We start from the raw sequence: 25,347 nt of genomic DNA, 5'->3' as shown, positions 1-25,347 counted from the left end.
TCTAATTTACTTTTAGCTCACAAACAATTTCTTCTTCATCCTTTAATTCGCGTATTACAGGATTTGTTCCGCATATTGGGCATTTATCATTCTTTTTAACTTCAATATTTCTAAATTCCATTAGTTTTGCATCAAAATATAAAATCCTATTTGTCAACAAGTAACCAACTCCTGTAATGTATTTCAGCACCTCAGCCGCCTGGATTGTCCCCAACATACCAGCTATGGCGCCCAAAATTCCAGCTGAAGCACATGTTGGTACCGATCCAGGAGGTGGTGGAGATTTAAATACGCATCTATAGCATGCAGTCTCTCCAGGAATGATCGTCATAGATTGACCGATAAATCTTAAAATGCCTCCATGAGAAAATGGCTTTTTCGCAAATACACACGCATCATTTATCAAAAACTTTGAAGCAAAGTTATCTGTCCCATCAACCACAAAGTCATATTTCGAAACCAAATCAAGTATATTTTCAGAGGTAATTTTTTCATTATAAGTCTCAACTTTGACATTTGGATTTAGCTTTTTAATTTTTTCAGCTGCCGATTGGACTTTTGGTTTACCAATATCATCGGTAAAATGGATTACCTGTCTTTGCAGGTTGGACAAATCAACATTATCCATATCTGCTATTCCTATTGTCCCTACCCCTGCAGCAGCTAAATAGAGTGCTACGGGTGAGCCTAAACCACCTGCACCAATTATTAAAACTTTTGCATTACATATCTTCATTTGGCCTTCTACGCCAATTTCCTGTAAAATTATATGTCTACTGTATCTTTCTATATCTTTTTCACTAAACATTTAATCACCTCCAATACCCTTTAAAGCATTATCTAAATCTTCTAATATATCCTCTACATCTTCTATCCCCACAGAAAGCCTAATCATTGAATCAGTTACACCAAGACGCTCTCTTTCCTTTTTCGGGTATTCACAGAATATTGTTGATGCAGGATGTATTATTAACGTCCTGTTATCGTGAATATTTGTAGATTTTTTAATAATCTTCAAATTGTCCATGAACTCAAAACATTCTTTTTCTGACGATAATTCAAAGGTCAGAATTGCACCTTGATAATCTGGAAAAAACTTTTTAGCTAGAGTGTAATCAGGATAGTTTTTCAATCTTGGATATCTAACATTTTTAACTTTAGATATACCATTCAAATACTCTGCAACAACCAATGCATTTTTACATGCTTTTTCAACTCTAAGCTGAATTGTTTCTAATCCTAAACTTTGCAGATAAGCATTATAAGGTGATAAACAAGCACCGATATTTCTAAACACTTCATTTCTTAATTTTGATATAAAAGCATATGGGCCAAATTTTTTGTAGTCATCATATAAGTAAGGATTATTACTCCACTTATATGAGCCATAGTCGATTATTAAACCGCCAACAGATGTAGCCCCACCAGATATAAATTTTGTAGAAGAAATAACTTCTATATCTATACCAAAATCTTTTGCTCTAAAAATTGGAGGTGGAGTTGCAGTTGTATCAGCAACTAACAATACTTTATAATTTTTAGCTATCTTCGCAACTCGTTCGAAATCAGTTACATAAAGTTGTGGATTTGTTATAGATTCTAAGAAAATCAATCTGGTTTTAGCATCAATTGCCTCTTCAATTTCTTTATAATTTTGTGGATCAACAAATCTGGTTTCAATATTGTATTTGCTTAATGTGTATTTGAGCAATGAATATGTATTGCCAAATACGTATTTTGTACAAACTATATTATCACCAGCTCCAACAAGTGTTAAAATAACATTTGCTATTGCTCCCATACCTGAAGATAATGCTAAAACACCTAACCCATCAGTAATACTTTTAATCCTTTTTTCGAAATAGCTTACAGTCGGATTGGATATACGCGAATAAATGTGTTTGTTTATCCTTCCATTAAATGCATCTGCTAATTCCTTAGAGGTTTCAAATTCAAAAGATACATTACCATATATAGGCATATGGATAGAACCATGTGGGTCATTTTTTGGTAATTTTGTGTGAAGAATTTTGGTTGTAACCCCTTTCAAATCAACCCCCCACCGACAAAATACAGGAAATCAACTTCATCTTTTTCTTTAAGTAAGGTATTATTATATTTGCTTTTATCTAAGAATTCGCCATTAAGTTGAACTACAACTGTATCAGGATCTTCCACTTTCTTTATTTTCAATAATTCTGCAACCGTTAGTTTTTCCTCTTTAACAATTACTTCTTCACCATTCACTTTTAATTTCATAATTACCTCCAATTTTGATGTTTAAAATTTTAAAATCTAAAAATTATTCCTTAAAATGTAGTCCACACTCTTTTTTGGACTCTAATTCCCACCACCATCTTCCAGCTCTTTCATCTTCACCTGGATGTACAGATCTTGTACATGGTGCACAACCTATACTCAGAAAACCTTTTTTATGCAGTTCATTAAAAGGAACATTATTCGAAACTATGTAATCCCAAATCTGTTTTCTATCCCAGTTGATAAGAGGATTTACTTTGATAATTTTAAAATTTTCATCATATTCTATTAACTCCATTTGTTTCCTATAAGTCGACTGTTCTTTTCTAAGTCCAGTAATCCATATCAATTTGTCTTTAAAAGCTCTCTTCAGCGGCTCAATTTTTCTGACATAACAACACTTTTTTCTAAGCTCTTCGCTCTCATAAAAAAGATTTATCCCGTGGTTATTAACCAAATCTTCCAGAAGGTTAAAATCAGGAAAGTACACTTTTATAGCTATATTCAATGCTTTTTGTGTTTCATCTAATAACCTATATGTCTCCTCAAACAATCTTCCGGTGTCCAGGGTAAAAACATGAATATTTCTATCCTTATCCAATTGCGATAACATATGTGTTATTACTTGATCTTCAGGACCTAAACTTGTTGAGAAAGCTGAAACACTTGAATAGTTATTTACTATTAAATTTAATATTTCGTTATCGTGAACATGCTTTAGTTTTTTTATAATTTCATAAATTCCTTGCATAATATGTTCTCCTAAATTTGGTAATCTTCTTTAAGTACTTTTCTTCCAATGTTTATTTTACTCCATGCTCTTTCGTGTAAATAATATAATATCATTTTTGTAATAACTTCTATTGAGCCAATAGAAAAAGCCATTGAGAAATTACCTGTAATCAGAAAAGATATAATGATTGTGTCAATTGTTCCAGTTAATCTCCATGAAATTGTTTTAATTATAGATCTGTATTTTTTTTCTACTATCATGTGGAAAAAATATATGTAAAAATTTTTAAATGTCAAGAAAAATCATGATATTTGTTTGGAAAAAATACGTAAATAATATAGATATATCACCAATATAGTGATAAAACTTTGATCTATATTTGGTTATTAATGTGAAGCTAATTATTGAGTTATATAGAGGGGGAGCCCCCTCTATATTGTTTAATTTTAAAATTTAATTTGTAATTATATTTCGTTTATGTACTTTTTTATTAATTCTTGATTAAAACCATCTATTCTTTTGCCGTTAATTATAATTACAGGTGTGCCTTTTACACCGAGTGAATTTCCTTTTTCAATATTTCTTTTAATCTGTTCAGAAGTTTCTTTTGAAAGGGCTATTTTTTTAAATTTTTTGGGATCTTTTGTTTTGTTTGCAAAAATCTCTAGTATTTTTTTATCTGAAAGTGATTTGTTATTAAAGTTATAAAGCTCATCCCTGAAATCCAATCCAAACTTTGCTCCAGCTATAAGAATTTTTGAAAAAAGTTCAGCCTTTTTATGCATATTTTTTAAAGGATAGTGAAGGATGTAAAAAGCATAATTTTTTTTGGATTTATTTTTGAGAAGTTCTTTTATTAAAAAGTGTGCTTTTTTACAAAATGGACATTCAAAATCGGTTATCATAACTATAGTGTTTTTTGCATCTTTGTTGCCTTCTATCAGAGTAAAGTTTTTGAGATCCTTTTTGGTAAATTTCACAATATTGTATTTACTCTTTAATGTTTCTAACATCTTTTCTCCGCTTATCAAGTTGATTGCATCTGGATAAAGATACTTTCCATCAGATAGCAAAAACGCATTTATTGGTCTTTTTATGTTATCACCAGTTGCTATTATTTTAACAAAATAAATGTTTGTGTCTTTAATTTTCTCGAGAATAGTAACTTTTACTTTTGGATTTTTTGCCCCCTGTCTTATTAGATTGTTTTTGATATTGCTTGCAATATCTTCCTTTAAGTTGGCAGCTGCAAAACTGACTATACTAATGACAATTAATAGTGCATAAAATATTTTCCTCATGATCTCCTCCTTTTTTATTTTTAACTGCAAAAGCAGTTATATCATTATATCAATAGAAAATATGATAATTAAATATAAAAAAAAATATCATATAAAGTTTAATGCCTCTGCTGGATCTGTTTCAGTTGCTTTTTTAGCAGGGAGTAATCCTGAAAGGATACATACAGTGGTTATAGCTAATATAAAAATCACGATATCTTTTAAGTCAAAAACGAAACGGAAATCACTGCTAATGAAGTATTCAACAATAAAATACGTCAGAAAAGAACTAAGTAAAAAGCTAATAAAAACTCCTATAGTACTGATCAAGAAAATTTCTGAAAGAATTAGGTAAATTATATGCTTTGATTTGTATCCAATAGATCTTAAAATTCCAATTTCCTTGGTTCTACGTTTAACAGAGTTCATTAAAAAGTTTGATATGGATAATAGACTGAAAACAATTATTATAATGGATAATAAATGCAAAAAGAATACAATATTCTTGATGCTGTTGAGCTTTACAATGTTATCATCTTTAACAAGATAAACATCATATCCTTTTCCAAGTAAAGACTTCAGCTCATTTAAAACTTCTTTATGTACCCTTTTTTCAAATAAAGAATAGGGCAATCTTATTTTGATTTTGTTTATACTGTTTTTTTTATTAATTAACGTATTTGCTGACATTAAATCCATTATTATTGAGTTGTCATAAACATTTCCATAAGTATTTAAGATTCCAGATATAAAAAATTCTTTTCCTTTTAAGAATATTTTATTGCCAATTTTAAGTGATTCTATGTTTGCTATTTTGTGCCCGATTATTATTTCGTTTGCAGAGTCTGGCAATTTTCCTTTAACAGATAGATTCATTTTGTTTATCTTATTTAATTCGATTCCATATATTTTAATAGTGCTACCTTTGTAAATGTAGTTGTAAGTTAGTTCTGGAATAACACTCAAAAAAAAGTTCTTATACTTTGAATTATTTAACCTATTAATAGTTTTTGTTGAAAAAAGCTTTAATTTACCGCTATTTCCACCAATGCTATACCCTTTATAATTTAAGGTGATATCTCCAACAGGTTTTACTTCTATTTTTACTCCTGTTTTTTCTATGTAGGAACTGATATCATTTTTTACAATATTTATTGCCCAATATAGGGTGATAATTATAGAAGAGGGGATAACAACAGCAAGTATTAGAAAAAATAGCCTTGATTTTTGCTTTATCCACATTTTGAAAATTATTTCAAATAAACTCACAAAACACCTCTTGCTAAATTTTCAAAGTATTTTTTGCTTCAACAACTTGAAACAGCACAAAATTCAATATCAACATTTGTTGAATATTCTATATTTTCAATCAAGCCATCTCTCATATAAATTACTTTTCGGGCAAAGCTTAAATTTTCAATATTGTGTGTTACAAACAGAATAGTTAACCCCTCTTTGTTTAAACTTGAAAATACTTTCATTATTTCTTCACTGTTTTTTGTATCCAGATTACCTGTAGGTTCATCAGCTAATATTAAAGGTGGTTCATGAACTATAGCCCTTGCTATAGCTACACGCTGTTGTTCACCACCAGAAAGCTCTGAAGGCATTCTACCAGCTTTTTCTCTCAGACCAACTTTCTCAAGGGCTGCAAGAGCCATTTCTCTCTGCTTTGAATGAGATATTTTTTTTATGGATAAAGGTAACATAACATTTTCTATAGCTGTGAGGTATGAGATTAGATTATATTGTTGGAATACAAAACCAAGATAATGTGATCTGAAGTCGGCTCTTTTCTCGTTTGAGAGCTTGTAAATATCAATATCATCAATTTTCAGCACACCTGAAGTAGGAGGGTTTAATGATCCAATGATACTGAGCAGAGTACTTTTGCCTGAACCGGATGGGCCAACTATAGCAACGAAATCTCCTGCATCAATTTTGAAACTAACTCCTTTTAAAGCGGTATGTTCATAGTCTGAACCTTTGTAAATCTTCACTAGCTCTTTTCCTTCAATAAAACTCATATTAAACTCCTATATTATGTAAAATTTAATGTTTTTATAGGATCTGTGTTAGCAGCCTTAATAGCAGGTATTAAAGTAGATATTATTACTATAAAAACAGAAACAATAATTACTATTCCGAATAATATAAAACTAAAATTAATGTTAAGATTAAACTCTGTAAACAGTTTCAGATCAGCAATTTTTGCAAGAAGAAAGCCAATTAAATATCCGATAGCGCCGCCAATAAATCCAACAATTATTGCTTCAGTAAAGAAAATTTCGACAATATCAGATTTTCTAAATCCGATAGTTCTAAAAATCCCTATTTCTTTTAATCTTTCCATAATATTGGAGAAAACAACCACAGACACAAAGATAATCATTGTAATAAAAGTGAAAGTTGTAATGACCCTTGAGAACACTTCAAACTTTTCTACAGTCTGTTTTCTTTGCTCTAAAATGCTTGAAATGATCTTTACGTCAGCATAAGGTAGTTTTTTACTAATTTGAGAAGAGATACTTTCAATTGGACATGTGTAACAGAAAGCGGCAACCTCTATTAATGAAAGTTCACCTTCTTTATTTAAGAGTTCCTGTAAAGTAAGTAAGTTTACAAAAATAGTATTGTCATCATCAGTACCAGTTTTATTTAAAATAGCGCGGACAATAAACTCTTTTCCGTAAATATCTAATTTATCTCCAACATTTAAAGATAACTTTTTAGCTGCATAACTACCAAGAAGTAGATCGTTGCTTCTATAAGGTTTGTCTCCTTTTAATATCCACCATTTCTTTTTAAGATTAATTTCAGCTGGGAAATCAACACCTACTGCTATAAGGTCTATATTTTTTACTTTAAGTTTATCAATTAATTTTGGTGCGATAACTGCTATATTTTTTCTGTTTTTTATAGAGTTGATTTTTATAATATCATTTACTGTTAGCGATTTTTTCCCTATGAGATTTTCCTTAAATGTAACAACAATATTGGATCCTATCTCATCAAAACTGTTTGCTATAGTTTCCTCCATTGAGCGATTTAAGAGATACAGACAAACTATGACAGCCATTGATAAAGATATCCCTAAAATCAGATAAACAGTTTTATATCTCCTGCTAATTAAATTCTTTGTGGCGATATGGTCATTTCTCATTAAATAACTCCGTACTAAATTCTCAATCTCCAGTTGTCCAAGATATTTAGATCGATGTAAATCTTTCCATTAATTATTTTATAAGGGATTTCTTCAGGTGGATATTTTACACAACCACCAGAAATACCTCTTAAATCGTTTAAAAACCATCTTGTACCACATGTTTCGCAAACAAGAATGTTGTTTCTAATTCTAAATCTTTGGGAACGGCAAGGCTCACACATTGCAATTACTACAACAAGTCTTCCAGAAGGTGCTATATATGCAGCAAGAGGTACTTCTTTGTTTGAACTTTTATTACGATAAACAGTATAAATTATTTTGTTATTTATAACTTGATTTAAGTCTAAAACCAATTTCTTATTTTCTATTTGATATGAGATATCTGTCATATTTATCTCTTTACCTTTATAATTCATAGATTTGCCTATATTATAATTGCCACCAGTATATCTTTTTATTGGCATAGAGTTTTTTTTAGCATTAAACACAAATGCACCTAAACCTACAATTGCAATAAAAATAAACATAAATATTATTACTTTGTTTGGTCCCTTGTATCTTTCTTCTTCTTTCATCAATTTTTCTTTAAGTTCGTTTCTTTTATCCATAACACACCTCTTTTTATTCAAATATTTTGTAGGCTTCTTTGAGATTTTTGTTGTCTATGATAGTATTTGAAATAAGTAAAAATATCTTGTTTTGTTTAGTAAAAAGATAAAAAAATAGTTCGGTTTCATCAGATAATTTTCTTTCAATAAATTTTATTGAATCATTGATGTTTAATTTAATATTTCTTATGTGAAGCTTGGCAGTTAATGTTTTTTCAAAACTGATGAGCTGATTGAAATCTTTAAATTCCATAGATATTACTGTAAGTTTTGCATTTTTGGATTCGTATTCAGCAATATAAGCATTATTGTGAATATTATATTTCCCAAATAACAAAGAGATTTTCTCAATGGCTTTATCACCATAAACAAGATTCTTAAATTTCATATTTGAGAAATAATTTGGTATTTTCCCTGTGATTAGAAAGTAATTAATTTTGGTAAGGGAAATTGCAATAAAAATAGCTATGGCACCAATAAACATTAAATCTTCAATTCCAACTTTTCTTCTAACAGAAATAGTTTTCATAATAGTTTTTCCTTTTGGCTCAATTCTTTAGCCTTTCAATATTCATCTGTATTTTAGATAACCTTTCTTTTGCTTTGCTTCTCATTTCTTTGTATGTTTTCTCATCAATCTTATTATTGGCAAATTTTTCGTCAAGATTTACAATTTCTTCCAATAGTGATTCTTTTCTTAAATTTAAAAGCTTCAATTGTTCATTTATATCCTCAACATTTGATGCTTTTTTTCTTTTTTTGTATTTTAAATAAATGAATAGTGATATTGGCAGTATTGTTAATATAGCTAAGAAAATATGTGGGTTGATTCCTCTAAATGGGGATTGACGCCAGAACCTTACATGTGCAGCACTGTGAAATTTGGGTTGATATGAATCAATAATTTGCGATGTTGTTTCACTTTTTATATTGACAAACAAGCTTAATTCCATATTGGGAAAAAGCTTTGGATAAAAGTAGTATTTTAACTTATTGTTTTGTATTTCAACTTCTTTACCTTCATATAAATCTTCACCTTTTATTTTAATCCCACTGGGTGGTGTTAGGATGTAGATATTTTCTGTAAATTTATTGATTTTTAAAGGGAGTATAAAATGTGGTAAATTTATTTGTTTTAACATCCTTATTACGATATTGTTTTCTCCGGGTTTTAAGTTTGCTTTAATTATCATCTTGTTTTGATTGAAATTTACGTTTTGTTTGTTTACACCTGCGAGAAATTCAAAATTACTAACATTTTTGGGAATAGATATTTCAATTACATTTGAATTAGTTTTTTCCTTTCCCTGATAATTTATAAATAAACTATATGTCAAAGATACACTATTTGCAGATATTGGATTAATGTATAAATGAAGTGCGGAAATCTTAACAGTTTTATCAACATCAGCTATTTTATAAGTATAGCCGTTGATCATAGTAAAAATTACAAAAAGAACAACAACTAAACCTTTTATTAACTTCATTTATGGCTCCCCATTTTTTGTTTTTTATATTTACTGATTTCCTTCTCTATTTCATCATCAATTGATGAAAATGTTTGATTATTATTCTCTTGCATTAGTTCTTCTTCCTTTAATATTAAAGCAGCTTTTTTTCGGTAATAATCACTTAACTTTTTGTAATCTTTTGGGGACAATTTGTTCATTTTATAATCAAACTCAATTTCAGCTAATGTGGTAAATACTGATTTCTTTTTTTCATCTAATGACATACTATCTTCTTCTTTATCAATATTAATGAAAATAAGTTCTTCATTTGTTATTATAGGCTTTATCACCAATATTATAGGTATTGAAAATATAATTAATGCTATTAAATAAATCATTTATACCTCCCTGTTAAAAATGTTTTTTTATCTCTTCATCTAAAAGTGGATCGAATTCAGCTTTGGTAATTTCATCAATTTCTATGTCGGGTTCTTTTTTTGCACGTTTATTGAATACCCATTTGTCAAGGGCAATGTAAATTATTAGTGCTCCTGCTAATAAACCTAAAAATGGGGTTACCCAAGCTAAAATGTTAAATGAGCTACTCACAGGCGGAGCAGCCATGACTTCTTCACCATAAATATTTATCATGTAAGCGTAGATATCTTTTTCACTTTTCCCTTCAATTAAAAGTTTTTTGATTAATTTTCTCATCTCTTCAGCAGTGTTATTCGAGCAGGCTTTCAAGTACATTCCACACCCATCAGTACACATAAGATTTGCTTCAATCTTTTTAAAAAGAGCGTAATCAAACCCATTGTCTATAGCAAATGCAAGCTGACCATTGATAATTATTGTAATGATAATAAGAAAAATCTTAACTCTTTTCATAATTCACTCTCACAGAATATATTTTGGATTGAGTTGGGCCCCTTTTCCAGGCCACAAGGCTATAATTGAACCGATTATTAAAATATATCCACCAATCCAGATCCATATAACTAATGGATTGATATGGATCATTAAGTCAACATACTTGCCATTATTTATCCAGCCAGCAAGTGCTACATAGAGGTCTTCTTTCAATGTAGAATAGATAGCTACTTCTGTTGAGGGTTGGTCCCATGTTTTATAAAACACTTTCTCAGGCTTGAGAATGCCAATACTTTTTCCATTTTTTTTCACTTTAAGTTTTGCAAAGACTATTTGATTACTACCTTCTTTGGTCATTTCTAACCCTTTGTACTTCATTGTGTAGTCGTTTATTGCAATCTCATCACCAAGTTTTACTCTTACTTCTTTTTCAATTTTGTAGGCATTTGAACCAATGATACCCACAGCAATAAGAATTGTGCCTATATGAACTATATAGCCACCATATCTTCTTCTGTTTTTAGAAATTAAGCGCCATAGAGATACAAGGTATCCTTCATTAACAACTTTTCTTCTAACTCTAACACCTTTAACAAATTCTTGTATAGTTGTGATCAATGCGAAAAATGATATTGTGAATCCGATGGTTGCGTAAAGTTTTTTAGAAAAGATAAAATAGTAACCTATTACTGCAAAAATTATACTTAGTATTGTGGGGATCAAAAAATTGTTCTTAAAATTTTCATAAGATGATTTATGCCAAGCAATCAATGGGCATATTCCTATAAGTAAAATTACTCCCAGAAGTATGGGGCTCATTACCTGATTGTACCATGGAACACTTACAGTAACTTTTACACCACGAATGGCTTCAGAAATAATAGGAAAGTTCGTTCCCCAGAAAACTGCAAATGCACCGCCAACAAGCAACAGGTTGTTAAATAGGAAGCTACTTTCTTTAGAAATATACGATTCAAAAGAACGTTGCTCTTTTAAAAGTTTTAAACGGTGAAATATTAATCCTAAAGATAAAGCTGCAAGCAATATTATATAGCTAAGAAATACAGAGCCTAAAGATGAATCAGAAAAAGAATGTACTGATGCATATACTCCACTTCTTGTTAAAAATGTACCGAAGATAGTTAACAAATAAGTTGCGATGATCAAAAACATATTCCAAATTTTCAGCATATTTTTTCTTTCTTGAATTATGATGGAATGTACAAAAGCTGTAGCAGTCAACCATGGCATAAAAGAGGAGTTTTCTACAGGGTCCCATGCCCAGTAGCCGCCCCAGCCTAATTCTACATAAGCCCACTGTGCTCCAAACAAATTGCCAAGGCTTAGAAACAACCATGCCCAAACTGTCCATCTTCTTGTAGTTTTAATCCACCAGTCATCAACCTTTTTGGTTATCAGAGCTGACATTGCAAAAGCGAATGGTACAGTAAATCCGACATATCCAAGATACAAGGTAAGAGGGTGAAAAACCATTCCTGGATTTTGCAATAAAGGATTTAATCCATTTCCATCTGCAGGTTTTACAGGTAGGAGTTCAAAAGGATTTGTTATGAATATTAATACACTTAAGAAAAAGATGTTTATCATCAATAACACTATGACAGCGTATGCCAAATACTTATTAAACACTCTTTTTAAAGGGAATGCTATAACAGCAGTATATATTGTAAGAAGAAGCGTCCAAAGCATCAAAGAGCCTGCGTTTCCAGCCCAAAAAGCAGCAAATTTGTAAAAAATGGGTAAATCTTTGTTTGTATATTGATAGACGTATTTTATTTGATAATTGCCTGTAATTAAAAAGTAAATTAGTATTAAAGAAGCTACTATTGATAGAAAAGCAACCGATAAGGTTGCTCCTCTACCACTTAATAAAAGTTTTGAATTTTTGTTTTCTATCCCTACCACTAAGCAAATTAATGCGTAAATGCAAAATAACAAAGCTATTACCAATGAACTGGTTCCAATAAAGGTCATTTGTATTTCCTCCAAAAGGTTATTTGTTGTTTAATTCTTTAAGTAATTCTTTGTATGTTTCTTCACTGATTTTTCCATCTAACAGTAATTTTCTTAATTTTTCTTTTTCTCTTTGTTTATGATTTTTATTATTTTCTTTTTGTTTAGGTGAGTTTTTGGATTGTTTGGAAGAAGTACCTTTGAGCATGTATGCAACAGTAAAACCTAATATGGCGGCAAATACTATAATTATCAATATAAGTTTTTTGTCAGTAGGAATGCTTGTTTCATTTAAATTGCTTTGCTTGATATTTTTGATTGAAGGTTCAGAAGAATTTCTTACATAACTTATTTTAAATGATATTTTTTCATTTTCTTTTATATCTTTAAGATTTAGATAGTAATTTGTAAAATCTCCATCTAACTGGTTCCAGTGTGGTTTTGGTATCATTTCAAATTGGGTGGAATCTGTAGGCTGTTTAACTTCAACTGTCATATTTTGAATAGGAAAAGCTGCTCTAAAAAGATGATTAAAGCTCCTATTGCTATTATTAAGGTTTAAATAATCGATGTAATATTCAAACATTACAGGGAATTCTTCTCCAGGATTTATTGTTCTTGAAGGTTTCCAAGTAATTTTAATATAATCACCCATATCTTCTACAAGATATCTCAGACAGAGCATACCGTTTTCTGTTTCGCACAACATATTAATTTTTGCGCCTTTTGGTGCATAATAAATGAGTTCATCATTAAATGGTTTGCCGGTATCATTGATGAATTTTCCTGAATAGATGACTAAAACTGATGGCTTATCATACTCAGGCCATATAGAATAATATAGCTGTTTCATTGTCATTGTTTCTGCAAATGCACTTGCACTGATAAATAGAAAAATTAAAATTAAAAATTTCTTAAACAGGTTTTTTGGTGTCTTCATAAATAAACCTCCAATGTTTTTCCCAACTATGAACAATTTTGATGCCAGAATGTTAATTTCTTGATAAATAAATAAATTGTAGTTGGAGACGATTAATAAATGTAGAATATTCTACAGTTGATCGATTTTTATTGTAGAATTTTATACAATTCTTTTTTTTGAATTGAATTAGTTTTATTCAGATGGGTTTGATTACTTCTTATAATTTAAAAATTTTTCGTAATATTTGAGAGAAATTTTAATATTGGCATGATTTTTGAATAATTAAAAATCAAGAAATTTGAGGAGGAATTTATGGATAAGATATTGATGTTTTCTATATTCACTTTAACACTAATTGGTTATATGCAACTAAAACTGTATAAAAAAGAAAAAGAGCTTTTAAATGTTGCAAAGGAGAAGAATGACAACATTTTTATTGAAGGAGGTTATTATGAGCAGTAAATATGTTTTGCATAAGGCTCGAGTTATAAAAATTAAGCCTGATGGGAAGGCAGTTTTGAAAGTAATGAGAAGTTCAGCATGTGGTTCTTGTGATGATAATCAGTCCTGTTGCTCTACAGGGGATAATTATACATTTATTGAGGTAAAATGTTTAGAAGATCTTAAAGAGGGTGAGACTGTAAATGTTGGTTTGAAAAAGAATAGCTTTTACAGCTCAATATTTATGATTTACATCGTTCCTGTGTTTTTGGCATTATTTACTGCAGCTATAACATCATCACTGAGTGCTAATGATAATATACTGACACCAGTAGCAACAGTTGTAGTTATTGTTTTATATTTTATATTTTTTAAAAAAGTGTATAAGAGTAAAGAGTTAGAGTATAAGGTGTTTAAAATAAACTAATTGGTTAAAGTTTTAAATCGACTTAAGATTTCTATTTATCTTTGCGAAAAGTTAGTCTTTGATATTGAATTTTTCAAGTCGATATAATAAGACATGCCTTGGTAAACAGAGATAATCAGCAGTTTTACTTTTATTCCCATTGAACTTGTTAAGTGCTTTAAGAATCAATGTTTTTTCTAACTGTTGTAAATCAAGTTTATCGTCAGGCAGATTTAAATCGAAACATTTTGCTATATTGTCTCCGATTTCAGGAGGGAGTAAATCATCTGTAACAATTCCATTTTGAGCCATTATACATAATCTATATATTAGATTTTCAAGTTCTCTAATGTTGCCAGGCCAGTCATAATTTTTTAATTTTTTTAATGTTTCTTCACTAATCTTTGTATTTTTAAATCCATATTTAGTCTTAAAATAATTTATAAGTTCGGGTATATCCTCTTTTCTTTCTCTTAATGGTGGAAGGTTTATTGGGAAGACGTTTAATCTGTAAAATAAATCTTCTCTAAAATCTCCTTTATCTACTAGAGATTTGAGGTCTCTGTTTGTTGCAGCAATTACTCTCACATCTACTTTAATAGCTTTGGTCTCTCCAACTGGTTCAATTTCTCCTTCCTGTAAAAACCTTAAAATTTTTGCTTGGATATTAAGAGGCATTTCCCCTATTTCATCAAGGAAAATTGTCCCTTTGTTTGCTTCAGCAATTTTACCTTTTTTGTCTTTATGGGCACCAGTAAAAGATCCTTTTTTATGACCAAAGAGCTCACTTTCGAATAAATTTTCTGGGATGGCTGCGCAGTTAATTGCAATAAATGGTTTGTCAGCTCTGCTGCTTAACAAATGAATTTTTTTAGCTATCAACTCCTTACCAGTACCACTCTCTCCAACGAGCAGTACAGGTGCATTTGTGGGTGCAACGGTTTCAGCTAAATTCAAAACCTTTTTCATAGCATTGCTTTTTCCTATTATTTCCACATTAAATGAGTTTTTTAAAATTTCTTTGAGATTTGAATTTTCATCTTTTAGCATTTTATATTTTGCAGCTTTTTCAACCGTTATCAGGAATTCTTCATTATCAAAAGGTTTAGTTATGTAATCAAAAGCTCCTGATTTAATAGCTTTAACAGCATCAGGTATATTCCCATAAGCAGTTATAATAATTATAGGGATATTTGTATTTTTGGAGATAATATTTTCTAATATTGTGTATCCATCTACTCCAGGTAGCCTTATATCAGTTATTACGATGTCAAACTTATCTTTTTCAAAAGTTTTTAAACCTTCAAGCCCATCGTCTTTATGAACAACATCATAACCAGCATCTTCAAGCATCATTTTCATCAAAGTGGCTAATGATACATTATCTTCAATTAGTAGAATTTTCATTTTCTAAAACCTCTAACTCTATGGTAATTTTAGCACCATTGTCGTTTTCTATAATAATTGATCCACCATGTTCTTTGATAATTTTGTGAGTTATAGTTAAGCCAAGACCTGTACCATCATTTTTTGTTGTGTAGAAGGGTTCAAAAACTTTTTCAAGGTTATCATTTTCAAAGCCTTTACCATTATCTTTAATGATAAATTTTATTTTTCCATCTTCAACTTTGACAGAAAAATCGATTTGTCCTTTATCTACAGATTTTAACTCCTCAAATGAGTTTGCAAATATATTTATAAAAGCTTGTTTTAAATAGTTTAAGTCACCCTGAATAAACACGTTTTCATTAAGCGCAATATTTGTATTAACCTGAACATTAGGATAGTCTTTATTTATCAATTTTACAAAATCCATAATTTCATCAATAAAAATTTTGATATTTATTTTTTCATTAAATCGTTTTCCAAATTTAGCATATTGTAAAAACCGCTCTAAAAATTCATTTAGCCTGTCGATTTCCTTTATAATAATCTGTAAAGTTTCTTCTTTATATTTACCATTTTTTAACATGTTAGCAGCTGTTTTTATTGCTGCTAAAGGATTTCTTATTTCATGCGCAATTCCTGCGCTTAATTGACCAAGCACCCTAAGTCTATCACTTTTGGCTATTTCTCGTTCCATTTTTAATTTTTCTTCTGTGTTCTTTCTTAGTAGTTCAAGGGATTCTTGCAGCTCTTCTGTCAGCATTTTAAGTTTTAAGTTTTCATTGTAGAGTTTTTGGGACAAAACGCCTGTTAACAATCCAACAGTGTAAATCATCAACACTTCTATAAATGGCTTTATTAAATAGTGTGGCAATCGAAAAAGATTAAGATAGACATCAAAGTTGTAAATGGATGAAAGAACCATAGAAAAGAGGATTCCACCAAGTATTCCAAATTTAACTGCTCCATAAATGACAATAAGATAGAAGAAGTAATAATGAGTGTAATGAATAACACTTGCTTTATAAGGTAAGTTAAAATGAAAATAGCTTACAATTGCAGTACCAATAACAGTGAGAAAAAACGGTAGATACCCACCAGGGATGTAAAGCATTTTAATATCAAACTTTTTATTCATTATTTAACTCGTTAGTTTTAACTTATTAAATATGGTTTTTATAAGAAAAGTCAATGATAGTGTTTATAGGATTATTTGAATATATTTTTTATAATGTTTTTTTAAGGTAGGAGGGTATATATAAATCTAAAATTGAAACTAGCAATAATTATCTCTGTTGTTATGATTATTTCTTTCAGCATATTGTTTATTTTTAGTGCAAAAATGGCAAAAAAAGCTGCTATAGCATCCTAGGTAGAAAGGGCCAGAAATATTATTGTTGTTGCTGAAGGTGTAAGAGAATTTATGGCTAAAAAGTGGGAAGCAGGTGTGTACAATTTTGATGAAATAAAAAAATATGTAAATAAATTTCTTTATACAGTTCAAGTTGTAAGGACAATGTCAACTTTTTTGTGTCACCCGACCCTGTAACGTTATTTGTGTAAATCCCCATTTTATTATCTACCATATTAACCATTTATAAACCTGTCAATCCTTTCCTGAAAGTAAATATACAATTGCGGATATATTTTTGACCAATCCCTTAGCCTGCCATTCCATTTTTTAGATATGTCATTTATCGCTAAATATAGCAATTTAAACAATGATTCCTCTGTAGGAAATACCCCTCGATTTTTAGTAACCTTCTTCAATTTGCTATTAAAACTCTCTATGGGATTAGTAGTATAAATAAACTTTCTAACTTCCAGTGGATATTTAAATAACGTTGAAAGTTCCAACCAATGGGTTTCCCATGACTTTATCACGTTAGGGTATTTCTTCCCCCCATTTTTCATTTAATCTATCTAATTCAACTCTTTCAGCTTCTTCCGTTGGAGATGCATAAATGGCCTTTAAGTCTTTTGCTAATTCTTTTCTGTCTTTATAAGATACAAATTTCAGTGAGTTTCTTACCTGATGAACTATACATCGTTGTATTTCAGATTCTGGATATACCGCCTTGATAGCTTCATTTAAACCTGGCAAACCGTCTATACTGAATATAAGAACATCTTCAACACCTCTGTTCTTAAGTTCGTTTAATACTGACAACCAAAATTTCGCTGATTCAGTCTCCATTATCCATATACCAAGACATTCTTTTTTACCTTCAAGTGTAATGCCTATTATTGCGTAAATTGCTACGTTTTTTATAACACCATCAACTCGCATCTTGTAAAATAATGCATCAAGAAATACTACTACATAAATTGGCTCTAAGGGCCTATTTTGCCACTCTTTTGCTCTTTCAAGAACTTTATCTGTAATCCTACTGATTGCCTCAGCTGAAAACTCAAGACCGTATAAAGATTCCATGTGGCCTGGATATCTCTTGTTGTCATACCTTTGGCATACATTGAAATTATATGTTCTTCTATACCTGTAATATCTGTCTGACGTTTTTTCACTATTTTTGGATCATATTCCCCATTACGGTCTCTTGGAATCGATAATTCTATCTCTCCATAATTTGATTTTACTTTCTTATTGCTGTATCCGTTTCGTGAATTGTTTGTCTCTTTAGATGATTTGTCATAACGGGGATAACCAAATAATTCTGTTAATTCTCCCTCATAAATTGTTTCTACTACATCCTTAATAATTGAAGATAATACCGATTGCAAATCTTCTTGGGTATTAAGCTTACCTTCTTTAAACATTCTTCTTATTTCATCCTTGTTGATAAACATATAAATCCTCCTGTTCCTTCTTTAGTTAACATATTTTCAGGAGGATTTACACAGTTTTAGTTACAGAGCCAAAATAATGTAGGTTGACAATGTTCATAGATAATTTTGTGTAAGATTTTTATCTTCCTGCATACTATATTTTTCTTTACGTTTATTACGCAAAACAGAAAGAAAATATCCCCAATACTTCATCCTACGGCGAGAATAACTTTCATTCATTTCTAAAATTACCAAAAATATTATCTTTTTAACGCCTTATTCCTTTTATAGATTTCAGAATCTCCATTTTTTATACTTTTTTTTAAATTTTGAGATGACACAAGGTACAATCTAATGTTGAAAAATTTTGTCAAGTAAATATAATTAGAATAATTTAAATAAGGAGGTAGGTGTGCGGTTTTTAGGAATAGCAGTTTTTTGTTTACTATTATCATTATCTTCTTTTGCAGGGGATAGATTTGTTGTTGAATACGACAAATCTATTGATGTTTCTATTTCTGATATAAGTTTTGAAGCTGATGATGTAGAGTTATTTATTTCAATGACTCGTCCTGCAAAACCTCTAAAAGAGATTGTCTTTACCTTTAAGTTTCTTAAAGATGGTAAAATGGTTAAAGTAGACGATGCTGAGGTAAAATTTAATATGAAAATGGATATGGGAGATTTTGAGTATCCTTTGATATTTAAAGATGGTTATTATTATGTGAAGGTTGTTTTGCCAAAATGCATGATGGGTGGTAAAAGGTGGTATAGTAAGGTGGAATTTGAGTACAATGGGAAAGAATATGAAAGGGTATTTATCTTTGATATGAAATGAATTTGATTGAGCTTTTCAGCTTTTTTAGTCTTGGTTTTTTTGGAGGTTTTGGTCACTGCATTGCCATGTGTCATCCTTTTGTGCTTTACACTTCAAGCAGGTTTGCAAATGGCCAGATTGGTTATTGGAATTTACTGAAGCCTCATTTTTTCTATAATTTTGGCCGAGTGATAACCTATTCGATTTTAGGGTTTGTTGCAGGTATCTTTGGTGGCATTGTAAATATTGCAGGAGGCCTTATTGGTGTGCAAAAGATTTCTGCTGTTGTAGCAGGTTCTTTTTTGATTGTTTATGCGTTTTTGACACTTGTTGGAAAGAATTTTATAGGAAAATTTGAAGATAAAATTGTTGGTAATAATGTTATGAGCTTATTGAAGAAAATTCAGCCTTCCAGTCCTTTTGCATTGGGATTGGTACTTGGATTACTGCCATGTGGATTACTATACAGTGCTCTGATTGGTTCTGCATCAAAGGGGAGCATTTTTTTTAGCATTATGGCAATGATACTCTTTGGATTTGGCACCACATTTGCGATGATGGTTGCTGCTGTATTTGGCAACTTTATAATGCGAAATAAGATTATTTTTAATTTTGTGAGTGTGATTGTAATGTTAGCTATGGGTGGATTCTTTATCTACTCTGGTATCAGCTTTTAAGAGTTTTATTCTCAGTGAATTAAAAACAACAAACAAGGAGCTTATACTCATTGATGCGGCAGAGATAATGGGGTGTATTTTGCCGCTTACCGCAAGAGGTATGGCAATTATGTTGTAAGAGAAAGCCCAGAAGAGATTACCTTTGATGATGTTCATTGTTTTTTGTGAAAGTTTATGAAAGTAAATCAAGAGTTTTATGTCACTGTTCAAAAGCACTGCGTCTGAGCTCTCAATTGCAATGTCTGTGCCTTTACCCATGGCTATACTAATATCTGCTTCTTTTAAAGCGGGGGCATCATTTATGCCATCTCCTATCATGGCAGGTAGTTCTTTCATTTCTTTTGAATGTTTAATTATTTTGGCTTTATCAAGTGGGGTTATATCAGTTATTAGATTGACATTTAACCCTAAGGTTTTGACTATTTTGGCAGCTGAAAAGTAATTGTCTCCAGTTATTACCGTGATTTTCTTTTTCTGGGCCAGTAAAAATTTTATTACTGATGAAGCACTTTGTTTTATTTTATCTGAAAGAAGTATTAATCCCAGTATGTCATCATTTTTTGCAACGAAGATGGTCAGATAACCTTCTTTGGCATATTTTTCAAATATTTCTAAGACAGTGCTGTCAATGTGTATATTCTTTTCTTTCATAAGGTTTAAGTTGCCCACATAGTATAAATTAGTGCCGTCGCTGGCTTCTACTCCCTTTCCTGGAAGTTCTTTACTTTTAACAATATTGATGAATTCTCCAGTGTAGGCAGAGGTTACAGCTTTTGCCAGAACATGAGAAGATAACCTTTCAACAGATGCTGCATATTTAAGCACATCTTCTTCTGATATACCAAAGGGGATGATTTTGATAATTTCTGGCTTTCCTATGGTTAGAGTGCCGGTCTTATCGAAATAAAAGTGTTTTGACTTGGGTAAAAGTTCCAGAATTTGTCCATTTTTGATGATGATACCGTTTTTTGTAGCATTTGAGATAGCAACCAAAATGGCAAGTGGTGTTGCAAGACCAAGTGCACATGGACATGCTATTGCAAGCACAGAAATTGCATTCATCAGTGCAGTTAAAGTGGCACCGTAAGTGTAATACCAAAATATAAATGTTGAAAAACTTATGAGCAGAATTGCTGGGACAAAAATACCTATTACTTTTTCGGCCAGTGTTTGTATATGAATCTTGGATTGCTGGGCTTGTTGGACGGCATCGATGATTTTTGAAAGTACTGTTTCCTTTGGATGAACAGTTGCTTTGATAACAATTCTGCTATTTAGATTGATTGTGCCAGCAAAGACATGTGTACCATCTCCCTTTTTCACAGGCAATGCTTCTCCAGTCAGCATAGACTCGTCAACCTCTGTTTCACCTGAAATTAGCTTTCCATCCACCGGGATTGTTTCTCCTGGATGCACTTCAATGTAGCTGTTTATCGTAACATTTGAGAGAGGTGTAATTACAGGTTTTATTTTACCGGCAAGGTAGTCTTTTAAGTTAAAATTGTTTAAAAGTTTTATCTGTTTTGGTTGTAGAGAGTAAAGAAGTGACAGTTCTCTCGTAGCTTTGGCTTTGGCATCTAGCTCTATGAATCTTCCAAGCAAAATCAGGGTAATAATCATCGAAGATGTGTCAAAATAAACTTCTTTGCCGTTAAATATTGCTATTACGCTATATACGTAAGCGGTGAAAGAGCTTAGAAACACTAAGGTATCCATATTAAATTTTCGTTGTTTTAGGAAAAGCAGGGTGTTTTTCATGAATGGCCAGCCAGAATAAAAAACCACAGGGGTGGCAAGTATCCAGACAATTATTTGAAATAGATGTTTGAGTTCTGGGTCAATCCCTTGAAAATATCCGGCATAGAGAGCAAAAGAATAGATCATTATTTGCATTGTGAAAAATGCTGCAATACTAAAACGGTAGAAATAATCTTTTTTTTCGTTTGCAAGAATATTATCTGTGGATGTGTGGGATGCTGGTAGCGGGCAGTAACCTATGGATTGAATTTTGTTTATGATTTCTCTTAGCGTTGTTTTTTCTTTTTTCCATCTTATTTTGGCTTTATGAGTGGCATAATTGACCCTGATGTAGGTGATTCCTGATAATTTTTGCAGATATTTTTCAATGAGCCATATGCATGAAGCACACCTTATGTTTGTTAATAACAGTTCTATTTCATATTCGTCATCCAGTTCTTTAATGTCTTCAATGAATAAATCTTCTGTTACAGTGACTTCTGGTGGTGGACCAGGTTTGTAATTTTTTCTCTTTTCATAGAATGATTCAAAACCACCTTCTTTCAATATATGATAAACGTTTTTGCATCCAGCACAGCAAAAATAGACGGTTTCACCATCGATTTCTTCTTTGATAGCTGCATTTTTATTGATTTTTAGTAAGCAGTGTTTGCAGACTACAATATTATTCGTCGTCATCGTCTAAAATTCTGTATTTTGGGCCTTCTATGTCGTCAAACTGATTTGTTTTTCCTGCCCACAAAAAAAGGAATAATGCTGCAAAACCCAGTAAAAGACTTATCGGAATTAGTATAAAAAGTGAGCTCATTTTAAAACTTTAATGCTATCAAAAGTGGTATTAATAACATAGCTATCAATGAGAGAATCATAACAATTGTGCCTATTTTCATGATACACCTCCTCTAATTTATATAAAACGATTTATTAAGGGTTAATTGATAATTGTCTAATTTTAGGTTTACTGTCAGAATATAGTATCCTTTTTTGGAAAAATTAAACTGGATTGTTCCTGAATTTTCAAAAATTCTATAAGATATTATTTTTATAATTTCATTTTCAACTGGTCGGCTAATTTTTATATTTTCGATCTTAAAAGATTTTTTGTTGTTGGATAGGATTTTGAACTTAAGTGTGCATAGGTTTGTTTTGGTGGAGATATTTTGGATTGAGATTTTGAGGTTGTAATTTTTTATTATTGAATTGTTTTTATCATAGTGCAAGGCTTCATTATAAGGTTTTGCAACACTTTTACCATCAAAGTATTTCATTCCAAAATAAAAGGTGATAAAAAGCAGCATTGCTCCTGCTGATAATAATGCAATCATCTGTTTCATCTCTTTTTTCCTCGCCTTGTTATTGGTTTTCTAAAACTTATTGTTTTGGATATGATTTTATCAGAATTTTTTAGCTTGATTGAAACGTCTAAGTTTAAAAAATGCTTATTTTCCAGCAGTAATTTTGGTATCTTTATATAGATAATTTTACTGATTCTTTCTGAAGGTGGTATAATAAAGTTGTTTGTTGGAAGAATGTAATACCTGTCTAAATTCTTTATTGAAAGCTCTGTATTTATTTCTTTGTTGCTGTTGTTTTCAAATATGAAGTTGTAGGAGTTTATCGCAAAATTGTTGGTGTATCTTGGTTGAAAGTGGTTGTTTGGGATAATTTCAACCTGCAAGTTGTTCAATCTTGACATTGAAAAAATGAATATTGCTAGAAAAATTGCTGAAATCGCAGATAAAATTACGATGTTTGTTCTTAAAAACCTTGGTTTGTTTTGAATGCCGTATCGATAATCAATTAAAGTGGTTTTGTTAAGTTTTGTCATTGTCTTTGAACATTCATCTATGCACTTGGCACATGCTATACATGCTGAGTTCAAACCATTTCTGATATCAATTCCAGTGGGACATATCTTTACACATCTTAAGCAGTTTATACATTCATTTTTTCTGTCAGGATCCATGGCAATGACAAGTGTGTTGTTGTCTATAAGAACTGATTGAAGCATTGAGTATGGGCATATTGTTGCGCAGAACCTGTATCTTACGAGCAGTAAATCAAGAAAAATTATTGCAGCGATAAATAGTAGAAAATAGAAAGTGACTTTGTTAAATGAATGTATAAACTGCTCAGGAGGTATGAAATACAACAAAATATTTGTGGAAATTATAACACTGAAAAATATTAACGCAATGATTGATAAAAGCTTATTAATTGTAGATTTTTTGTTAAACTTATCCATGAAAGAGGTGATTTCTAATGTCACACTTTGTGGACATAGCCAGCCACACCATATCCTGCCAAATAGCATCGTAATAAGAATGAAGAGGAATGTTAAAAAGAGAAAAAAGATCAGGATAGTAAAAAAATTGTCAATTCTAATTGTTTGTCCAAAAAAGAAAAGCTTTAGGGTCGGAATATCAAATCTTAATGCACTGTTGCCATTAATTTTAATAAACGGTAATCCTGCTGTGATAATAATGAGAACTGTTCTGACAATTTTGCGGTAAGTTTGATAACTATTCATCATCATCTTCTAAGATTTTGTATTTTGGAGATTCAACCTTATGATGCCTTTTTTTGGAGTAGTAAAAGAAAATTATAAAAACAAAAAGGACAACTAATGTAATTCCAAATATTAGATAAGCTATTAAATCACCAGCCATTTTTCACCTCTTTTTTGAATAAGGGAGCCTCTGCTCCCTTACTTTTTTTGAATCGATTCTAAATATGCCTTTTCTTGTGACCAGCCGCTTATTGCTGGAGTGTAGGCAATCACGTAATATATGCCAAAAATTATTAACCCCACAAAAAGTATTACCCAGGCGATTGGCAACTTATTTTTTGTATCTTCTCTTTCAAATGTTTCCAAGTTGTCAAATTCTTCGTTGTACATAAAAACCTCCAAGGTTTTAGTTTTTAGGTTTTAGGCTTTTTATAAACTCAACAAGGGACCAGATCTGTTTTTTAGTGAGCTTATTGGCAAAACCTGGCATAGCCTCTTCAATCCCATTTGCTACTGTTAGAAATGTATCCTTGTCAGGCATTTCAGCCTCTGCGTAATCTCTTAAAGAGCCACCTATGTTGCCCTCTGCATTTTGGCCATGACAACCTGCACATTCTCTCATATATAGTTTTTTACCTTCCTTGATCGCATCAGGCACCCCGGCAAGCGGGCTTGTTTCTTCAACCATTGACTCATCGAAAGTGACTATATTTTTCTTTGCAACAGCTGTGCCTATGGTTTGCAGGTATGCTACAAGGGCATCCATCTCAGTCATATCTTTTAATTGTTCAATCTCTTTTTTGGAGTAAGGAAAGCCAAGTGCTTTCATATGTTTTTCAACTTCTTTAGCATCAATTTTCCTATTTGCCAGAAAGTCATATTTTGGCATATTTGATTGTGGAAAAAATGCCTGAGGATTTGCCAGATGCTGATAGTGCCATTCATCAGGATATTTACCACCTATTCTTGCCAAATCTGGACCTGTCCTTTTAGAGCCCCATAAGAATGGTCTATCATAAGCAAACTCACCAGCTTTAGAGTAATCTCCGTATCTTAATACTTCTGCTTTAAGAGGTCTAACTGTTTGGGTATGACAGTTTACACAGCCTTCTCTTTGGTAGATGTCTCTACCGGCTAACTGCAATGCTGTGTATGGTTTTAAATTTATTAGTTTTGGGTGCATCTGTTCTGTGAACATGGGTAAAAACATGGTTACAAAAGTACCTATCAAAACAGCAACAGCTGCCACAATAGAAAAAATTACTGGTTTGCTGTATATACTCTTTTTTTCCATATCAAC

At 31.1% G+C, this 25,347-nt stretch carries 30 protein-coding genes and 2 pseudogenes; 5 read left to right on the top strand and 27 right to left on the bottom strand.

Annotated features, from left to right (window positions below):
* Position 1: 1 nt before the first annotated feature.
* The 16 genes from FHQ18_RS11415 to FHQ18_RS11340 form a co-directional block, all read right to left on the bottom strand.
* On the bottom strand, positions 2–808 hold the full coding sequence (locus tag FHQ18_RS11415) for a HesA/MoeB/ThiF family protein (RefSeq protein ID WP_149267306.1): 807 nt from the start codon (positions 806–808) through the stop codon (positions 2–4).
* A complete protein-coding gene (locus FHQ18_RS11410) occupies positions 809–2,050 on the bottom strand; it encodes an aminotransferase class V-fold PLP-dependent enzyme (protein ID WP_149267305.1) in 1,242 nt (413 codons plus the stop codon).
* Complete coding sequence (gene thiS / locus FHQ18_RS11405) at positions 2,047–2,259, bottom strand: sulfur carrier protein ThiS (RefSeq protein ID WP_149267304.1); 213 nt, start codon at positions 2,257–2,259, stop codon at positions 2,047–2,049. The genes FHQ18_RS11410 and thiS overlap by 4 nt, the downstream gene beginning before the upstream one ends.
* Positions 2,260–2,302: 43 nt before the next feature.
* Positions 2,303–3,010 carry a phosphoadenylyl-sulfate reductase gene (locus FHQ18_RS11400; protein WP_149267303.1) on the bottom strand — a complete coding sequence of 236 codons (708 nt, stop codon included), beginning with the start codon at positions 3,008–3,010 and terminating at the stop codon, positions 2,303–2,305.
* Between the two features lie 11 nt (positions 3,011–3,021).
* Positions 3,022–3,249, bottom strand: a complete 228-nt coding sequence (locus FHQ18_RS11395; RefSeq protein WP_149267387.1) for a DUF2061 domain-containing protein — start codon at positions 3,247–3,249, stop codon at positions 3,022–3,024.
* A gap of 207 nt (positions 3,250–3,456) precedes the next feature.
* On the bottom strand, positions 3,457–4,293 hold the full coding sequence (locus FHQ18_RS11390; RefSeq protein ID WP_149267302.1) for a DsbA family protein: 837 nt from the start codon (positions 4,291–4,293) through the stop codon (positions 3,457–3,459).
* Positions 4,294–4,380: 87 nt separating this feature from the next.
* A complete protein-coding gene (locus tag FHQ18_RS11385) occupies positions 4,381–5,541 on the bottom strand; it encodes an ABC transporter permease (protein WP_149267301.1) in 1,161 nt (386 codons plus the stop codon).
* A 38-nt stretch (positions 5,542–5,579) separates the two neighbouring features.
* A complete protein-coding gene (locus tag FHQ18_RS11380; RefSeq protein WP_149267300.1) occupies positions 5,580–6,299 on the bottom strand; it encodes an ABC transporter ATP-binding protein in 720 nt (239 codons plus the stop codon).
* Positions 6,300–6,313: 14 nt separating this feature from the next.
* Positions 6,314–7,435, bottom strand: coding sequence for an ABC transporter permease (locus FHQ18_RS11375; protein ID WP_149267299.1), 1,122 nt, complete (start codon positions 7,433–7,435; stop codon positions 6,314–6,316).
* 14 nt (positions 7,436–7,449) lie between these two features.
* Positions 7,450–8,046 carry a Fe-S-containing protein gene (locus FHQ18_RS11370; protein ID WP_149267298.1) on the bottom strand — a complete coding sequence of 199 codons (597 nt, stop codon included), beginning with the start codon at positions 8,044–8,046 and terminating at the stop codon, positions 7,450–7,452.
* A 13-nt stretch (positions 8,047–8,059) separates the two neighbouring features.
* Positions 8,060–8,575 (bottom strand): hypothetical protein, encoded by a 516-nt coding sequence (locus FHQ18_RS11365; RefSeq protein ID WP_149267297.1) that lies wholly within the window; start codon positions 8,573–8,575, stop codon positions 8,060–8,062.
* 19 nt (positions 8,576–8,594) lie between these two features.
* Positions 8,595–9,533: a hypothetical protein gene (locus tag FHQ18_RS11360; RefSeq protein WP_149267296.1), complete on the bottom strand. Its 939-nt coding sequence runs from the start codon at positions 9,531–9,533 to the stop codon at positions 8,595–8,597.
* Positions 9,530–9,895, bottom strand: a complete 366-nt coding sequence (locus FHQ18_RS11355; protein WP_149267295.1) for a hypothetical protein — start codon at positions 9,893–9,895, stop codon at positions 9,530–9,532. The genes FHQ18_RS11360 and FHQ18_RS11355 overlap by 4 nt, the downstream gene beginning before the upstream one ends.
* A 13-nt stretch (positions 9,896–9,908) precedes the next feature.
* A complete protein-coding gene (locus FHQ18_RS11350) occupies positions 9,909–10,388 on the bottom strand; it encodes a cytochrome c-type biogenesis protein (protein WP_149267294.1) in 480 nt (159 codons plus the stop codon).
* A 9-nt stretch (positions 10,389–10,397) separates the two neighbouring features.
* On the bottom strand, positions 10,398–12,365 hold the full coding sequence (locus FHQ18_RS11345; RefSeq protein ID WP_149267293.1) for a heme lyase CcmF/NrfE family subunit: 1,968 nt from the start codon (positions 12,363–12,365) through the stop codon (positions 10,398–10,400).
* A 19-nt stretch (positions 12,366–12,384) separates the two neighbouring features.
* Complete coding sequence (locus FHQ18_RS11340) at positions 12,385–13,284, bottom strand: hypothetical protein (RefSeq protein ID WP_149267292.1); 900 nt, start codon at positions 13,282–13,284, stop codon at positions 12,385–12,387.
* 294 nt (positions 13,285–13,578) lie between these two features.
* Here FHQ18_RS11340 and FHQ18_RS12670 point away from each other — a divergent pair, with 294 nt between their 5' ends.
* Together FHQ18_RS12670 and FHQ18_RS11335 are read left to right on the top strand one after the other, a co-directional pair.
* Complete coding sequence (locus tag FHQ18_RS12670; protein WP_188020406.1) at positions 13,579–13,728, top strand: hypothetical protein; 150 nt, start codon at positions 13,579–13,581, stop codon at positions 13,726–13,728.
* On the top strand, positions 13,718–14,134 hold the full coding sequence (locus FHQ18_RS11335; protein WP_188020405.1) for a SoxR reducing system RseC family protein: 417 nt from the start codon (positions 13,718–13,720) through the stop codon (positions 14,132–14,134). The genes FHQ18_RS12670 and FHQ18_RS11335 overlap by 11 nt, the downstream gene beginning before the upstream one ends.
* A gap of 51 nt (positions 14,135–14,185) precedes the next feature.
* Here FHQ18_RS11335 and FHQ18_RS11330 read toward each other — a convergent pair whose 3' ends face one another.
* Together FHQ18_RS11330 and FHQ18_RS11325 are read right to left on the bottom strand one after the other, a co-directional pair.
* Complete coding sequence (locus tag FHQ18_RS11330; protein ID WP_149267290.1) at positions 14,186–15,520, bottom strand: sigma-54-dependent transcriptional regulator; 1,335 nt, start codon at positions 15,518–15,520, stop codon at positions 14,186–14,188.
* Complete coding sequence (locus FHQ18_RS11325; protein WP_149267289.1) at positions 15,501–16,637, bottom strand: sensor histidine kinase; 1,137 nt, start codon at positions 16,635–16,637, stop codon at positions 15,501–15,503. Before FHQ18_RS11325 ends, FHQ18_RS11330 begins: the two co-directional genes overlap by 20 nt.
* 285 nt (positions 16,638–16,922) lie before the next feature.
* On the opposite strand from FHQ18_RS11325, the gene FHQ18_RS12895 reads away from it, so the two are divergent.
* Positions 16,923–17,048 (top strand): hypothetical protein, encoded by a 126-nt coding sequence (locus FHQ18_RS12895; protein WP_281285462.1) that lies wholly within the window; start codon positions 16,923–16,925, stop codon positions 17,046–17,048.
* A 38-nt stretch (positions 17,049–17,086) separates the two neighbouring features.
* Here FHQ18_RS12895 and FHQ18_RS11320 read toward each other — a convergent pair.
* Both FHQ18_RS11320 and FHQ18_RS12990 read right to left on the bottom strand, forming a co-directional pair.
* Positions 17,087–18,307, bottom strand: a pseudogene (locus FHQ18_RS11320) (IS256 family transposase).
* A 93-nt stretch (positions 18,308–18,400) separates the two neighbouring features.
* Positions 18,401–18,567, bottom strand: a pseudogene (locus FHQ18_RS12990) (IS256 family transposase); the annotation flags it as partial.
* Between the two features lie 131 nt (positions 18,568–18,698).
* Between FHQ18_RS12990 and FHQ18_RS11315 the strand changes: the two are divergent.
* On the top strand, positions 18,699–19,124 hold the full coding sequence (locus FHQ18_RS11315) for a hypothetical protein (RefSeq protein WP_149267288.1): 426 nt from the start codon (positions 18,699–18,701) through the stop codon (positions 19,122–19,124).
* Positions 19,121–19,780 carry a sulfite exporter TauE/SafE family protein gene (locus tag FHQ18_RS11310; protein WP_149267287.1) on the top strand — a complete coding sequence of 220 codons (660 nt, stop codon included), beginning with the start codon at positions 19,121–19,123 and terminating at the stop codon, positions 19,778–19,780. The genes FHQ18_RS11315 and FHQ18_RS11310 overlap by 4 nt, the downstream gene beginning before the upstream one ends.
* Here FHQ18_RS11310 and FHQ18_RS11305 read toward each other — a convergent pair.
* The 7 genes from FHQ18_RS11305 to ccoO form a co-directional block, all read right to left on the bottom strand.
* Positions 19,736–22,216 (bottom strand): heavy metal translocating P-type ATPase, encoded by a 2,481-nt coding sequence (locus FHQ18_RS11305; RefSeq protein ID WP_149267286.1) that lies wholly within the window; start codon positions 22,214–22,216, stop codon positions 19,736–19,738. The two genes, FHQ18_RS11310 and FHQ18_RS11305, sit on opposite strands and share 45 nt — an antisense overlap.
* Positions 22,203–22,346: a cbb3-type cytochrome oxidase assembly protein CcoS gene (gene ccoS, locus FHQ18_RS11300; protein WP_149267285.1), complete on the bottom strand. Its 144-nt coding sequence runs from the start codon at positions 22,344–22,346 to the stop codon at positions 22,203–22,205. Before ccoS ends, FHQ18_RS11305 begins: the two co-directional genes overlap by 14 nt.
* 94 nt (positions 22,347–22,440) lie before the next feature.
* Positions 22,441–22,872 carry a hypothetical protein gene (locus FHQ18_RS11295; RefSeq protein WP_149267284.1) on the bottom strand — a complete coding sequence of 144 codons (432 nt, stop codon included), beginning with the start codon at positions 22,870–22,872 and terminating at the stop codon, positions 22,441–22,443.
* Entirely contained in the window at positions 22,869–23,693 is an 825-nt protein-coding gene (locus FHQ18_RS11290; protein WP_246798760.1) for a 4Fe-4S dicluster domain-containing protein, read from the bottom strand. Before FHQ18_RS11290 ends, FHQ18_RS11295 begins: the two co-directional genes overlap by 4 nt.
* A gap of 367 nt (positions 23,694–24,060) precedes the next feature.
* Entirely contained in the window at positions 24,061–24,207 is a 147-nt protein-coding gene (locus FHQ18_RS11285; protein WP_149267282.1) for a CcoQ/FixQ family Cbb3-type cytochrome c oxidase assembly chaperone, read from the bottom strand.
* Between the two features lie 38 nt (positions 24,208–24,245).
* A complete protein-coding gene (locus FHQ18_RS11280) occupies positions 24,246–24,437 on the bottom strand; it encodes a cbb3-type cytochrome c oxidase N-terminal domain-containing protein (RefSeq protein WP_149267281.1) in 192 nt (63 codons plus the stop codon).
* A 16-nt stretch (positions 24,438–24,453) separates the two neighbouring features.
* Positions 24,454–25,341 carry a cytochrome-c oxidase, cbb3-type subunit II gene (gene ccoO, locus FHQ18_RS11275; RefSeq protein ID WP_149267280.1) on the bottom strand — a complete coding sequence of 296 codons (888 nt, stop codon included), beginning with the start codon at positions 25,339–25,341 and terminating at the stop codon, positions 24,454–24,456.
* Positions 25,342–25,347 lie beyond the last annotated feature (6 nt).

Source organism: Deferribacter autotrophicus (assembly GCF_008362905.1).
Taxonomy (GTDB): domain Bacteria; phylum Chrysiogenota; class Deferribacteres; order Deferribacterales; family Deferribacteraceae; genus Deferribacter; species Deferribacter autotrophicus.
The sequence above is the reverse complement of the archived record's forward strand: the minus strand, read 5'-3'. Positions and strand labels throughout refer to the sequence as shown.

Bases quoted from the DNA above. Each gene is read 5' to 3' on its own strand.
- FHQ18_RS11325 (WP_149267289.1), bottom strand. From the start codon at position 16,637: ATGAATAAAAAGTTTGATATTAAAATGCTTTACATCCCTGGTGGGTAT.
- FHQ18_RS11335 (WP_188020405.1), top strand. From the start codon at position 13,718: ATGAGCAGTAAATATGTTTTGCATAAGGCTCGAGTTATAAAAATTAAG.
- ccoS (WP_149267285.1), bottom strand. From the start codon at position 22,346: ATGAGCTCACTTTTTATACTAATTCCGATAAGTCTTTTACTGGGTTTT.
- thiS (WP_149267304.1), bottom strand. From the start codon at position 2,259: ATGAAATTAAAAGTGAATGGTGAAGAAGTAATTGTTAAAGAGGAAAAA.
- FHQ18_RS11365 (WP_149267297.1), bottom strand. From the start codon at position 8,575: ATGAAAACTATTTCTGTTAGAAGAAAAGTTGGAATTGAAGATTTAATG.
- FHQ18_RS11415 (WP_149267306.1), bottom strand. From the start codon at position 808: ATGTTTAGTGAAAAAGATATAGAAAGATACAGTAGACATATAATTTTA.
- FHQ18_RS11330 (WP_149267290.1), bottom strand. From the start codon at position 15,520: ATGAAAATTCTACTAATTGAAGATAATGTATCATTAGCCACTTTGATG.
- FHQ18_RS11390 (WP_149267302.1), bottom strand. From the start codon at position 4,293: ATGAGGAAAATATTTTATGCACTATTAATTGTCATTAGTATAGTCAGT.
- FHQ18_RS11400 (WP_149267303.1), bottom strand. From the start codon at position 3,010: ATGCAAGGAATTTATGAAATTATAAAAAAACTAAAGCATGTTCACGAT.
- FHQ18_RS11280 (WP_149267281.1), bottom strand. From the start codon at position 24,437: ATGTACAACGAAGAATTTGACAACTTGGAAACATTTGAAAGAGAAGAT.
- ccoO (WP_149267280.1), bottom strand. From the start codon at position 25,341: ATGGAAAAAAAGAGTATATACAGCAAACCAGTAATTTTTTCTATTGTG.
- FHQ18_RS11305 (WP_149267286.1), bottom strand. From the start codon at position 22,216: ATGACGACGAATAATATTGTAGTCTGCAAACACTGCTTACTAAAAATC.
- FHQ18_RS11310 (WP_149267287.1), top strand. From the start codon at position 19,121: ATGAATTTGATTGAGCTTTTCAGCTTTTTTAGTCTTGGTTTTTTTGGA.
- FHQ18_RS11380 (WP_149267300.1), bottom strand. From the start codon at position 6,299: ATGAGTTTTATTGAAGGAAAAGAGCTAGTGAAGATTTACAAAGGTTCA.
- FHQ18_RS11370 (WP_149267298.1), bottom strand. From the start codon at position 8,046: ATGGATAAAAGAAACGAACTTAAAGAAAAATTGATGAAAGAAGAAGAA.
- FHQ18_RS11375 (WP_149267299.1), bottom strand. From the start codon at position 7,435: ATGAGAAATGACCATATCGCCACAAAGAATTTAATTAGCAGGAGATAT.
- FHQ18_RS11295 (WP_149267284.1), bottom strand. From the start codon at position 22,872: ATGAAACAGATGATTGCATTATTATCAGCAGGAGCAATGCTGCTTTTT.
- FHQ18_RS11340 (WP_149267292.1), bottom strand. From the start codon at position 13,284: ATGAAGACACCAAAAAACCTGTTTAAGAAATTTTTAATTTTAATTTTT.
- FHQ18_RS11355 (WP_149267295.1), bottom strand. From the start codon at position 9,895: ATGATTTATTTAATAGCATTAATTATATTTTCAATACCTATAATATTG.
- FHQ18_RS12670 (WP_188020406.1), top strand. From the start codon at position 13,579: ATGGATAAGATATTGATGTTTTCTATATTCACTTTAACACTAATTGGT.
- FHQ18_RS11285 (WP_149267282.1), bottom strand. From the start codon at position 24,207: ATGGCTGGTGATTTAATAGCTTATCTAATATTTGGAATTACATTAGTT.
- FHQ18_RS12895 (WP_281285462.1), top strand. From the start codon at position 16,923: ATGGCTAAAAAGTGGGAAGCAGGTGTGTACAATTTTGATGAAATAAAA.
- FHQ18_RS11345 (WP_149267293.1), bottom strand. From the start codon at position 12,365: ATGACCTTTATTGGAACCAGTTCATTGGTAATAGCTTTGTTATTTTGC.
- FHQ18_RS11350 (WP_149267294.1), bottom strand. From the start codon at position 10,388: ATGAAAAGAGTTAAGATTTTTCTTATTATCATTACAATAATTATCAAT.
- FHQ18_RS11360 (WP_149267296.1), bottom strand. From the start codon at position 9,533: ATGAAGTTAATAAAAGGTTTAGTTGTTGTTCTTTTTGTAATTTTTACT.